11 protein-coding genes are annotated in these 12,206 nt (G+C 47.4%); 4 read left to right on the top strand and 7 right to left on the bottom strand.

Going from position 1 to position 12,206, the window contains the following annotated elements; genetic code table 11:
* Positions 1-18 precede the first annotated feature (18 nt).
* The 6 genes from GK108_RS07385 to GK108_RS07365 form a co-directional block, all read right to left on the bottom strand.
* The gene (locus tag GK108_RS07385; RefSeq protein WP_163945095.1) at positions 19-441 is read right to left on the bottom strand and encodes a VOC family protein; all 423 of its coding nucleotides are present in this window, start codon (positions 439-441) and stop codon (positions 19-21) included.
* Positions 442-842: 401 nt separating this feature from the next.
* Positions 843-1,043 carry a GNAT family N-acetyltransferase gene (locus GK108_RS31225; RefSeq protein WP_317166497.1) on the bottom strand — a complete coding sequence of 67 codons (201 nt, stop codon included), beginning with the start codon at positions 1,041-1,043 and terminating at the stop codon, positions 843-845.
* A gap of 18 nt (positions 1,044-1,061) precedes the next feature.
* Positions 1,062-1,304: a hypothetical protein gene (locus GK108_RS31220; protein ID WP_246224742.1), complete on the bottom strand. Its 243-nt coding sequence runs from the start codon at positions 1,302-1,304 to the stop codon at positions 1,062-1,064.
* Positions 1,305-1,563: 259 nt separating this feature from the next.
* A complete protein-coding gene (topA, locus tag GK108_RS07375) occupies positions 1,564-4,224 on the bottom strand; it encodes a type I DNA topoisomerase (protein WP_163945093.1) in 2,661 nt (886 codons plus the stop codon).
* A 395-nt stretch (positions 4,225-4,619) separates the two neighbouring features.
* Entirely contained in the window at positions 4,620-5,621 is a 1,002-nt protein-coding gene (locus GK108_RS07370; protein ID WP_246224741.1) for a family 43 glycosylhydrolase, read from the bottom strand.
* Between the two features lie 95 nt (positions 5,622-5,716).
* Positions 5,717-6,898 (bottom strand): glycoside hydrolase family 88 protein, encoded by a 1,182-nt coding sequence (locus tag GK108_RS07365; RefSeq protein WP_163945090.1) that lies wholly within the window; start codon positions 6,896-6,898, stop codon positions 5,717-5,719.
* A 516-nt stretch (positions 6,899-7,414) separates the two neighbouring features.
* Here GK108_RS07365 and GK108_RS07360 point away from each other — a divergent pair.
* Positions 7,415-7,567 carry a hypothetical protein gene (locus tag GK108_RS07360; RefSeq protein WP_163945088.1) on the top strand — a complete coding sequence of 51 codons (153 nt, stop codon included), beginning with the start codon at positions 7,415-7,417 and terminating at the stop codon, positions 7,565-7,567.
* On the opposite strand, the gene GK108_RS07355 is transcribed toward GK108_RS07360, so the two are convergent.
* On the bottom strand, positions 7,564-8,037 hold the full coding sequence (locus tag GK108_RS07355; protein ID WP_163945086.1) for an Lrp/AsnC family transcriptional regulator: 474 nt from the start codon (positions 8,035-8,037) through the stop codon (positions 7,564-7,566). The two genes, GK108_RS07360 and GK108_RS07355, sit on opposite strands and share 4 nt — an antisense overlap.
* A gap of 109 nt (positions 8,038-8,146) precedes the next feature.
* Between GK108_RS07355 and GK108_RS07350 the strand changes: the two genes are divergently transcribed.
* From GK108_RS07350 to GK108_RS07340, 3 genes are all read left to right on the top strand, one after another.
* Positions 8,147-9,604, top strand: a complete 1,458-nt coding sequence (locus tag GK108_RS07350; RefSeq protein ID WP_163945083.1) for a CoA-acylating methylmalonate-semialdehyde dehydrogenase — start codon at positions 8,147-8,149, stop codon at positions 9,602-9,604.
* 28 nt (positions 9,605-9,632) lie between these two features.
* Positions 9,633-10,985, top strand: coding sequence for an aminotransferase class III-fold pyridoxal phosphate-dependent enzyme (locus GK108_RS07345; protein ID WP_163945080.1), 1,353 nt, complete (start codon positions 9,633-9,635; stop codon positions 10,983-10,985).
* A 102-nt stretch (positions 10,986-11,087) separates the two neighbouring features.
* Positions 11,088-12,134 (top strand): nucleoside hydrolase, encoded by a 1,047-nt coding sequence (locus GK108_RS07340; RefSeq protein WP_163945077.1) that lies wholly within the window; start codon positions 11,088-11,090, stop codon positions 12,132-12,134.
* Positions 12,135-12,206 lie beyond the last annotated feature (72 nt).

The raw sequence follows: 12,206 nt of genomic DNA, 5'->3' as shown, positions 1-12,206 counted from the left end.
AATACATTGACGACATGATCAGGAATTGTAGTTGTAGCTCACCATCCAGCGAATACCAAACTTATCGGCAAACATACCGAAATACGCTCCCCAGAACGTTTTCTCCAGCGGCATCATCACTTCTCCCCCATCAGAAAGTCCATTGAACAGCTTGTCAGCCTCTTCTTCACTATCCGTCGTGATGGAAATGTGGTTATTGTCGCCGAATGTTGCTTTACCAAACGAATCGGGAACATCGCTGCCCATCAATACATTGCCTGGGCTTATCGGTAAGGCAACATTCAGGACTTTATTCGCTTCACTTTCCGAGACCGGCGGATTATTGGGACCATCGTTGAAGCGGGAAAATGAATCGAACTCGCCCCCAAAAACGGACTTGTAAAAATTGAAGGCCTCCTCGCAATTGCCGTTAAAGTTTAAATAAGGATTTAGTGTTACCATTTTTGCTGTTTACACGGTTTGTAAAGGTGAACGTATTGGTCAACGAAGCATCTTTTTGCTATTTTATTGTTAAAAAGATGCTTCGTTACGTAGGTGCTGAACGCAACACCTTCTTTACAAAAGTAACAGAATGAGCCAGAATGGATACGGGCTAATTGCGCCATTTTTAGGGTCTGTTCCGACAATATGGACAGCACCGGAGCGCATATCTCCCAGGCACTGGCAGTCGACAGATCAACGGCCTGAACAAGTGGGTGTATCAATAGGTTGTCTCCGACATCATCCTGCTGTCGGAACCACTCCAGTGGCTAATTGGGTAGTTACAACTTAGCCTACGGCTCAGACAGCAGGATGATGTCGGGGACAACCAAATACCCAACATATTCACTGACTATCCTCCACTACAGCTTACGTTTCATCCCTTCGTGTGTGGCGACAAAACCCAGTGACTCATAAAATAGAAGGGCCTGAGGTCGCTTTTTATCGGTTGTCAATTGAAGTATGGAACAACCTTTTTCTTTTGCCCGGCTTATCGCATACCTAAACATGCTGGTACCTATGCCCTGCCCTCGATACGATGAACGAACCCGCACAGCTTCTATTTGTGCTCTACGGCTTCCCTAATGCGTCAGGTATTGAATAAAGGATAGCTGAAACGTTCCCACTATGTCGCCGTTCAACTCAGCTACTGTCAATTCCTGATTGAGGTCACTGGCGATAGCTGCAAACGCCCTGCGATAGCTTTCTGGCAGCGGCAGTTCTAATGTTTCCCTCTGGGAGCCCAACGTATCATCGGCCAGTAAATTAATAATATCGATCAAATCATTCTCCGTCGCCAATCGATAGGTAAGCGATCCATCCATATATCATTCGTCTATGAGCCATAACCACGCGGAGCGTACAGAGCACTACTTCTCCGCACAGACAAGTTCTCTGTGTTTCCTCTTTGACAAAGTTTTGAACCGCCCGGCGGCTCGGTTTGTCAAAGAGGAAAGGCTGACCGGCCTGAAAACTTTATATAGGGATTCCCATATTAATAAAGTCCATAGTTGACGTATCAACGTACTGGCCAGTTCTTTACAAAAAAAGAATCCCGCAACGGACTCGCTGCGGGATTCTTTTTTATTTCTTCGATGCGGGCTTTTTAGTTGCGCTGTCCGCTTTTTTGGCGGCTGGCTTCTTGGCCGCTGCAGTCGTGGTTTTGGCCGCAGCTTTTTTCGCCGGAGTTTTCGCAGCTGCCGGATCGTCGCCAGCCAGTCGCAGGCAATCTTCCAGCGTCAACGTAGCTGGATCAACATCTTTGGGGATTTTGACGTTACGTTTCCCAATGGCCAGATAAGGACCATATTGACCGTTAACAACCTTCACTGCCGGATTTTCCGGGAACTCTTTGATGTATTTATTGGCTTCCTGTTGCCGTTTGGCCAGAATCAGCTCAATGGCCCGTTCCAGCGTAAGCCCTGTCAGCGATTCGTTCCGGGGTAACGACACGTATTTATCTTCAAACTTGACATACGGGCCAAATCGTCCTTTACCAGTAGTAACCGGTTTGCCTTCAAACTCACCCAGGGTTTCCCCTACCGACTCGGCCCGTTTTGCCTGAATCAAGGCAACGGCCCGTTCGGCATCAATCGAATACGGATCATCTTCACGCGTAAGCGATACGTATTTGTCGTCGTGCTTCACGTAGGGGCCAAACTTACCGATACCAATCGTCATCGGTTTGTCTTCAAAGAACCCAATCTCACGAGGCAACGCAAACAAATCGAGAGCCTCCTGCAACGTAATGGTTTCAATCAGCTGTCCATCGCGGAGGTTGGCAAACCGAGGTTTTTCTTCGTCGCTGGCTTCCCCAATCTGCACGTAAGCACCGTAACGGCCCAAGCGTGCTGACACCGGTTTGCCCGAAGCGGGATCAGCACCCAGGACGCGTTCACCCGTTTTGAAGGCTACGCCCGATGCGCCCTGAATTTCCTCGATGTTTTTATGAAAATCCCCGTAGAACCCTTCCAGCATTTTCTGCCAGTTCATTCGTCCATCAGCAATCTCGTCGAATTCTTTTTCAACCGTTGCGGTGAACTGGTAGTCAACGATGTCAGGGAAATATTCGACCAGGAAATCATTGACAACAATTCCCGTATTAGTAGGAAAGAGCTTGGCCTTTTCGGAGCCAAAGGTTTCTTTGCCACTGGTTTCCTTGATCTGATTCTGCTGCAGGGTAAACTCCTGGTACTTGCGTTCCTGACCGGGTTTATCCTGCTTGATGACGTAGCCCCGGTTGATGATCGTAGAAATCGTTGGCGCATAGGTCGACGGACGACCAATGCCCATTTCTTCCAGCTTTTTCACCAGCGATGCTTCTGCATACCGTGGTTGCGGACGCGAAAACTTCTCCGTGGCTTTCATCTGCCCCAGATTCAGTGTCTGGCCGATAGTCAGCGGGGGCAGCATTCCTTTGGCATCTTCGTCGTCTTCATCGTCTTTCGATTCGAGATAGACCCGCAGAAAACCATCAAATTTGATGACTTCCCCCTGGGCTACCAGCTCATTGGGAAAATTCTGCGACTGCGCTTTTGGTGTATCAACGAATGGGCTATCATCCACATTGGCCTGAACCGTTGTGGTTGCTCCGTTCGCAAACCGGATGCCAATCGTAACGGTGGTACGTTCGAGCTGAGCATCGGCCATTTGCGACGCTATCGACCGTTTCCAGATCAATTCGTACAACCGTTTCTGATCCCGGTCGGCACCAGCATTACGGTCATTGAAATTGGTGGGCCGAATGGCTTCGTGTGCTTCCTGAGCCGATTCGTTTTTGGTCTTAAATTGACGGGTTTGTACGTATTGAGGGCCAAATTCCGTCTCAATTTCTGCTTTAGCCTTCTCAATAGCCTCCTGCGACAGATTAGTCGAGTCAGTCCGCATGTACGATATTTTACCAGCTTCGTACAGGTTCTGCGCAAGACGCATGGTGCGATCAACCGAGAAGCTCAGCTTACGCGATGCTTCCTGTTGCAGTGTTGAAGTCGTAAAAGGTGGTGCAGGCGATTTTTTGGCGGGTTTTACTTCAAGATTTTTAATCGTGAACGTAGCGCCAATGCAGGCTTCCAGAAAGGCACGAGCGTCGCCCGCCGACGGAAAATTCTTGGGCAACTCCGCGTTCAGCACCTTGCTTCCATCCACAATGAACTGAGCCGTAACTTTAAACGACGATTTCGACTGGTGCTTGTCGATTTCGCGTTCACGCTCAACCACCAGCCGCAAGGCTACCGATTGTACCCGCCCAGCCGACAGTCCCGTGCTACCACCTTTGATTTTGCGCCAGAGCACCGGCGACAATTCGTAGCCAACCAAACGATCCAGTACGCGCCGGGCCTGCTGCGCATTGACTAAATCAACGTCAATGGTTCGTGGCGTCTTGATGGCGTTCTGAATCGCATTCTTGGTGATTTCGCGGAAAACAATACGTTTGGTATTATCGCGCAGGCCCAATGCTTCCTTCAAATGCCACGAAATAGCTTCCCCTTCGCGGTCATCATCAGTAGCCAGCCATACTTCTTCGGCAGACTTAGCCAGCGACTTCAGTTCACTCACTAATTTCTTTTTATCGGGCGAAATCTCGTAAGACGGCCGAAAGCCATTCGTGACATCTACGGCCAGCCCATCTTTAGGCAAATCGCGCACATGACCGAAACTGGATTTCACCGTAAAATCTTTACCCAGGTAGCCTTCAATGGTTTTCGCTTTCGCTGGCGACTCCACAATGACTAAGTTTTTCGACATAGTTGGTGTTCAGGTTGATGATCTCTCCGAAGCGCATCACACGCGTCCTTTCCTCCTCAATCGCCACGCAGTTTGCGCCAAATATAGACGCAAAAACCTTACTTGTGCAATGCAGCAAGCTTTATACAACAAAATGAAGTGGGGAGATTACTTGTAGTCAATTAACAATTTGTAGCACCTCAACGTTCGAATTTACCATCTATAAGCCTATAAATGAGCGCTAATTTTTATTTACCAAACCTAATTTTCAGTAAAATTCATGAATAAAAGTTAGCGAATAACCCGATTTGTGACGAGGAAACTATTTATTTATTGACAACGAAAAGCGGCAATACGTTCAATAGCGGCCTGCCAGGCTGTCCAAAAAGCGTAGTATGTCGGACATAGTGTGCCCGTTATTTACCCAAAACAGGCTTGTTGCCTTTCCAGTTGACCGGTAGGTTTGATAAAAACCACGTTTTCCCTTTATCGTTGTTTCCCTGGAAAAACAAATACGTTTTTCCACTCTTGTCGGAAAAAATGTGCGGATGGCCCGATTCGCTGGCATTCCATGAATCAGGAGAACCATTACGTAAAAACGGATCGTTTTGCAAACGAGTCCAGTGAACACCATCCTGGCTGGTGGCGACTCCTACCTGCTGCGGCCAGTTGTTGTAGGCTCCGGCGTAGAACATGTATAACGTACCGTTACGTTCTATAATCGAAGGGGCTTCAATGCACTCGCCCTCCCACGGCAACTCAGGTTTTAGAATAGGCCCATTCGTTGCTACTTGTTTCCAGTCTTCGCGGTTAAAGCTGGTAGTGAGAGGAGCCACGGCTATACCAAGCTGTTGTATTTTGTAGGACGTATCGCGCGTGGCGAAGTAGAGAAAATACTGATCTTTGAACGGAAAGACTTCGGCATCGATCGCGCGTCCACACGACCAATCGCTAATGGCCGGACGAAAAATCGGATTGGTAGGATTGCGGGTAAACTGAATACCATCGGAGGAAACCGCATGACAAATAGCATCCTTGCGGCCATTGCCATACGTCTGATAGAACAAATGAACACGGCCATCCCGGATGAGCGCACCGGGAGCGCAGATTCCCTTTTTCTCGTAGTCGTCCACCGGCTTAATCTCCCCTATTTTCTGCCAATTGGTCAGATCACGGCTTTCGGCAATGCCAATACCCCAATGATCAGCCCCCGACGAATCTTTATGTGTAGGAACAGAGTAATACATCAGATAACGCCCACCGAATTGTACGACGTGTGGATCTTTCGCATAGCCCCCTTTCCGATGGGTACTATCAGCAAACAACATCGCTGGTCGGTTCTGCTGTGCATAACCAACCAGCGATGACAAAATTGTATGAATAACAAGCAGGATAATACCGTATCGTTTACTAAGCATAACTTTTGACGCGTTCCGATTAGTCCGTTTTTCAGACCAGAGCGCTTCTTATGAGAAGTAAAGACTGCGAATTGCCTACTGTTTTCTATAGCATACTACGACTTAAACGCTGCTTTTTTACGGAGCGCATCATAACGTAATAAGCCTTCCAGAAAATAGTAGTCAGCATAAATCAGGGGCGTGTCGATCTCGCTTTTTCCGGGTTTGTGGCCTACACTGTGTTTCAGGATAAAATTATTGTTTTCGCCCAGATTAGCCTTGTAAGCCGGACTAGCCAGGCTTTCCAGCATTTTCACCGCCGACTGGTAATAGGTTTTCGCCGAAGGGCCACCATACGTAGCGAGTTCCAGCAATGCCGATGCAGCAATGGCCCCAGCCGATGCGTCGCGTTCTTCATTCGGGATATTAGGCGCGTTGAAATCCCAGTACGGAATCTTATCGGCAGGCAGATTCGGATGATTCAGGAAAAAGTCAGCAATATGACGAGCCTGCTCTAGATACTTTTTATCTTTTGTCTCACGATACATGACCGTGTACCCATACATACCCCAGGCTTGTCCCCGCGCCCAGGCCGATTCGTCGGCGTAGCCCTGGTGTGTTTTCTTAGCCGCTACGGTTCCGTCTGGATTGTAACAAATGACGTGATAGCTGCTGTAATCAGGCCGGAAATGGTTTTTCAACGTATTGTCGGCGTGGGTGATGGCAACATTTCGTAATTCTTTATTGCCTGACTCGTTAGCGGCCCAAAACAGAAACTCCAGATTCATCATGTTGTCGATGATTACTGGATAGTTATAGGTCTGAAATTTATTCCATGATTTGATAACACCAACTTTAGGATCAAAACGCGTCGCCAGCGACTTGGCTCCCGTCAGCATAATTGGTTTATAAGCCTGGTTTTTCGTCAACCGATATCCGTTTCCGAACGGACAATAAAGCATAAAACCTAAATCGTGCGTACCGGTATTGTATTGTTCTTTAGCAACCGCCATTGTCCATTTGTGAGCAGCATCTTTCCAGGCTGGTGCTTTTGTACGCTCATAAATATACCAAAGCGATCCGCCAAAAAAGCCACTACACCACCAGTCTGATTTCATGTTTCGGATGCTACCATCGGGGTTAGTCGATTGGGGAAATTTGGTGGTGTCCGGGTGGGTTTGCAGCATCCGCTCGTACTGTTTGGCCGCAAAAGCAAATTCTTTATCAACATCAATTGACGATTGTGCTGATACGGATAGGGTAAGCAGGCAAAAAAGAAAAACTAGACAGGATTTCATGAAATAGAAAGTTTAAGAAAAGGCATTTCGTTTTAAAACCACGTCCTCCGTGTAAATGGCATTAAGTCAATGAACTACGGCACAACACCAATTCACTGATAAATCCAATTTTAGCATCTTCCGGAGCGATTCTAAAAACAAGTGCACAGCGTAGTGCCTACCGACACATACTGGCTTTTTACAGAATATTATCTGAATTATTCAACTTATCAAAGGACGCGAAACACGATTTTTCTATTGCACTGATGCCTAACCTATGCAAACGCTGCCGCAAACGTTTGCATTCTGACGTGTAGCCAAAAAAATTGTGAGATTCCTAACTTACTGATCCGTTTTCGGCCTTTGCTTTATCTATAATGGTGAGCCATTACTGAAACCCACATAAACTATAAAATATTCTATTTGACAGTTACTAAAAATAGATCAACAAACATCCATTTATTCAACAAAAATTCATTCCTACCGGACGTTTAAGTAGCTTTTATCGACTACACTTTTCACTGCGCAAACCTTCTATTGCCGACGTTTCTCGCATTGCTGCTAACCGCGATTCGTAATCGTCAAAAAACGCAGTGTTATGACAAACTGTCGAAAGCGTTCACGGAACGTACCAGCCAGATAGCCAACTGGTGTACGTTTACGACCTGGGCATCGAAACAGCTCAGTTAGTTCTTCAGCAAGTTCAGGTCAGGCTGAGCGTATTTGTATACTTTAAAATACAGCGTTGTTTTGGTCTGATAAATGCCTTCGATCCTGGAAATCTCATTAATAAATTCGACCAGATGATTATTTGTCTGGCACATGACATCTACTTCCAGGTCGTAATCCCCTGACGTACTGGCCAGAAAACTCACTTCCGGCATTTTAGCGATTTCTTCTGCTACGTGTTCTTTCAACGTAGCGGGACGGACATAAACAGCTACGTGAGCATACGCCCGAAAGCCTACTTTGTCAGGATCAACCCGGCCTACAATATGAATTACTCCTTCTTCGATTAAGCGATTGAGCCGTGTTCGGGCGGTTCCCACCGATACGTTCAACTGCTCCGCGATTTCTGTAAAGGACATACGCCCGTCTTTCTGAAGACAGGACAAAATCGCGAAGTCCAGATCGTCCAGCGTACTCGTATTCTTTTCCATTCTTGTTGTTTTGTTACTGTAAAAATATTGCTAAAAGTTGACTTAACTCTAAATTATTTTTAGATTACACCTCAATTATCTGCAAAATATGCAGACCTACAACAAAACCATGAAGTACGCTGCTATTCAGAACTACATAAACGGGCAATTTATCAGCTCCTCATCCGACCGAATGCTGGACGTTATTTCTCCGGTAGACGGTTCCCATTTATCGACGGTTCCGTTGTCCAATAACCAGGATCTGGATGCAGCGGTACAAGCTGCCAAAGTAGCATTTCCGATCTGGAGCCGAACGCCAATAAAAGAGCGCGTTCAGGTTTTCTTTCGTTATAAAGCACTGTTGGAGAAGAACTTGAAGGAACTGGCCTTACTGGTTCAGGAAGAAAACGGCAAAACGTACGATGAAGCCGTTGCCGAGATCGAGAAGGGAGCCGAGTTGTCGGAATTTGCCTGTTCGTTACCACAGCTAATTCCTGGTGAAGTGCTGGAAGTGAGTCGGGGCGTTGAATGCCGGACAGAGCACGTACCGCTGGGTGTAGTTGCCAGTATTGTTCCCTTTAACTTTCCGAGTATGGTTCCCAACTGGACCATCCCGAATGCAATCGCCCTTGGCAACTGCATGATTATCAAACCATCCGAAAAAGTCCCGCTTAGTGTGGGGCGGCTGGCCGACTTATTGCAGGAGGCAGGTTTGCCCGCTGGCGTTTTTAACATCGTTCACGGCGATGGCGACGTAGTGAATGCGATCTGTGATCATCCGGGCATTGAGGCCGTTTCGTTCGTTGGCTCAACTAAGATTGCCAAACTGGTCTACCAACGCGCAACCAGTACGTTCAAACGGTGTCTGGCACTCGGCGGAGCCAAAAACCACCTGATCGTTCTGCCCGATGCCATTCCATCCATGACCGCTCAAAACATTACGGCATCCATGGCGGGCTGTGCTGGGCAACGCTGTATGGCAGCATCGGCCATGGTGGCAGTCGGGCCAGTTGATCATATCATTGAGAAACTGTGCGAAGAAGCGCAAAAGGTAGTGCCGGGTAAAAATCTGGGGGCCGTAATCAACCGGGCTTCCAAAGAACGCATTGAACGTTACATCACTGAGGCTGAGAGCCAGGGCGCGAAAGTATTAGTCGATGGACGTAGCCCGAAGGTGGAAGGCAAAGAAAATGGTACGTATGTCGGTCCAACAGTTATTGACTACGTCAGACCCGATATGGCCATTGCTCAGGAAGAAATTTTTGGGCCAGTAATTAGCATCATGCGCACCAATACGGTCGATGAAGCGCTGGCCATTGAGAATGCCAACCCGTATGGTAATGCGGCTTCTGTTTTTACCCAAAATGGTGGTATGGCGCGCTACGTCATGGACAAAGCCAGCGCCGGTATGGTGGGCGTAAACGTTGGTGTTCCGGTTCCCCGCGAGCCTTTTTCGTTCGGCGGCTGGAACGAAAGCCGGTTCGGTGTTGGCGACATTACGGGTAAAAGCTCCATCGAATTCTGGACAAAACTGAAGAAGAGCACAACCAAGTGGAATCCCGAAGCGGGAATAAACTGGATGAGTTAATTAATAGGCTACAAACTATATCACAATCATGCTTGACGCAACAACGCTTTCTGAAACGGAAGAGGTCCTTCAGGATAATTTCGACTCTACCGTATTTGTCTGGAGCAAACAAAAAGGCATTTCACCCATTGCGGTTAAATACGCAAAAGGCGTTTATCTATACGATTATGACGACAAACGATATATCGATTTTTCGTCGGGTCTAATGAACGTCAACATCGGCCACGGTAATCAGCGAATTACGGAAGCGGTTGTTCGTCAGATGCAGGAAGTCAGCTACGTTACGCCCTATTGCGTCACAAAAGTTCGGGGAGAGTTGGGTAAAAAGCTAGCTGAAATCTGCCCCGGCGATTTGAATAAAGCCTATTTTACGCTGTGCGGTGCTACGTCAAATGAAGCCGCCATAAAAATGGCTCGTTCGTACACAGGCCGACACAAAATCCTGAGCCGTTATCAGTCCTATCATGGCGCTACGTATGGGGCACTTTCGGTTGGTGGTGATCCACGCAAATTACCAGACGATTCACAACAGGCTCCCAATTTTGTTCATTTCGATATTCCTTATCCCTATCGCTGGAATCACGACCGGGAAAGTATGCTCTCCGATTCCATAGCGCAACTGGAACGTATTATTGGCTATGAAGGTCCGGGCAATATTGCCGCCATCATGCTGGAAGGCGAATCGGGAACATCGGGCTGTCTGCAATATCCTGAAGGCTATCTGAAAGCTGTTCGCGACATCTGCGATAAATACGGTATTCTGCTGATCATGGATGAAGTGCTAAGCGGCTTCGGCAGAACCGGCAAGTGGTTTGGATTTGAGAATCATGGCATTGTTCCCGACATGGTTACGATGGCGAAAGGCATTACGTCGGGCTATCTGCCATTTGGCTGTCTGATGGTTACGGATAAAATCGCAGCTCACTATAACGATAGGATACTGGCCACGGGCATGACCTACAATGCCCATCCGGTGAGTTGTGCAGCCGCTCTGGAAAACATCAAAATCTACGAAGATGAGAATCTGCTGGAGAATGCTGCTCAGATGGGTCAATACGTAACAGAGCAGGCAGAATTGATGAAGCAGAAACACCCCAGCATCGGCGACTTCAGAACAACGGGTTTGCTTGGCTGCTTCGAAATTGTCAAAAACCGGACAACGAAAGAACCCATGGCGCCTTTCAACGCTACGCCCGATCAAATGGCTGTAATGGCAAAAGTTGGGGCCAAAATTAAGGAGTTGGGCATGTATACGTTTGTGCGCTGGAGCTATGTGTTTGTAGCCCCTCCTCTCTGCGTAACCAAAGAGCAAATTGACGAAGGATTAGCCATCATCAGTGAAGCCTTAAAAATAGCCGACGAATACGTAATAGAACGCTGATTGGTATGATGATTATGATTTACGCAGATCATAACGAACCATAATCATCATAAAAATCAGCGTTCTATTGATGACAGATTTATGAAATGTAAACTTGATTAAATGCACGTAACAAAACGTCAATTCATTAAAACCATTTCGGTTGGATCGGCTGCTGCATTGCTGCCTGCCTGGGTATTTGCATCAGGGAAACCAACGGCCGATCCCGTAAAACGAATCATTCTCGACAGTGATACGGCCACCGATGATGCGCTGGCGGTTCTGATGGCCGTGACCTCGCCCAGACTGAAAGTCGAAGCGATTACCATTACGTGCGGCAATGTTGGATTTGACCAGCAAACCAAAAATGCACTCTATACGCTGGAATTAGCCGGAAAATCAGGGCAGATTCCCGTGTATCAGGGATCGGCCCGACCGTTGGTACGTCAGGTTCACGGCAACGCTACGTATGTACACGGCAGCGATGGTATGAGTGATGCTCATTTTCCGGATCCAAAGCAAAAACCAGACAAAGAGCACGCGGTTGATGCTATTGTTCGGCTTGTGAATGCCAATCCCGGCGAACTGACTATTGTTGCCATTGGACCAATGACCAACGTAGCATTGGCGCTCCTTAAAGATCCAACTATCGCGAAGAAAATTAAAGAGTTGTATTTCATGGGTGGCTTTTACAAGTTTTATGGAAACATCAATCCCGGCGCCACGTACAATGCCTGGGTCGATCCAGAGGCCGCTCGAGTCGTTTTTCAATCGGGTATTCCAATAACAACGGTTGGTTTCGACGTGAGCGTCAAGAGTTCTGTATTTACGGATGAGGATTATGTGAAAGTCGAAAAGTTAGGCACGAAATACTCCGACTTCTTCATGAAAATCAACCGCATCCGTCGGAAGTATTGCAAAGAGCATCAGAAAATGAACGGCTCCAATCACCCCGACGCCATAACGATAGCTGCTGTGATTGATCCGAGCATCGTATCCGAAAAGGTATCACGCTTTGTCGATGTCGAAACACGGGGAGAATTAACGCTGGGCGCTTTGGCCATCGATGAGCTGGGAGTTTGGGGAAAGCAGCCAAACGCCACCATCTGTGTTGAAGCCGATGAAGCCAAATTCAAGAAGATGGTATTTGACACATTGAAAATGAGCTAGATAATGTGTAGCTTTTGGTTTATTGTCCCATCCGTAACGGATCGAACCTTAGCCAAAACAAAAAATCAGAAA

This window comes from Spirosoma terrae, from assembly GCF_010435915.1.
GTDB lineage: Bacteria > Bacteroidota > Bacteroidia > Cytophagales > Spirosomataceae > Spirosoma > Spirosoma terrae.
This window is presented reverse-complemented; position numbering and strand designations above follow the sequence as displayed.

Coding starts and splice junctions, on each gene's coding strand:
- GK108_RS07385 (WP_163945095.1), bottom strand. CDS start 441: ATGGTAACACTAAATCCTTATTTAAACTTTAACGGCAATTGCGAGGAG.
- GK108_RS31220 (WP_246224742.1), bottom strand. CDS start 1,304: ATGGATGGATCGCTTACCTATCGATTGGCGACGGAGAATGATTTGATC.
- topA (WP_163945093.1), bottom strand. CDS start 4,224: ATGTCGAAAAACTTAGTCATTGTGGAGTCGCCAGCGAAAGCGAAAACC.
- GK108_RS07370 (WP_246224741.1), bottom strand. CDS start 5,621: ATGCTTAGTAAACGATACGGTATTATCCTGCTTGTTATTCATACAATT.
- GK108_RS07365 (WP_163945090.1), bottom strand. CDS start 6,898: ATGAAATCCTGTCTAGTTTTTCTTTTTTGCCTGCTTACCCTATCCGTA.
- GK108_RS07355 (WP_163945086.1), bottom strand. CDS start 8,037: ATGGAAAAGAATACGAGTACGCTGGACGATCTGGACTTCGCGATTTTG.
- GK108_RS07350 (WP_163945083.1), top strand. CDS start 8,147: ATGAAGTACGCTGCTATTCAGAACTACATAAACGGGCAATTTATCAGC.
- GK108_RS07345 (WP_163945080.1), top strand. CDS start 9,633: ATGCTTGACGCAACAACGCTTTCTGAAACGGAAGAGGTCCTTCAGGAT.
- GK108_RS07340 (WP_163945077.1), top strand. CDS start 11,088: ATGCACGTAACAAAACGTCAATTCATTAAAACCATTTCGGTTGGATCG.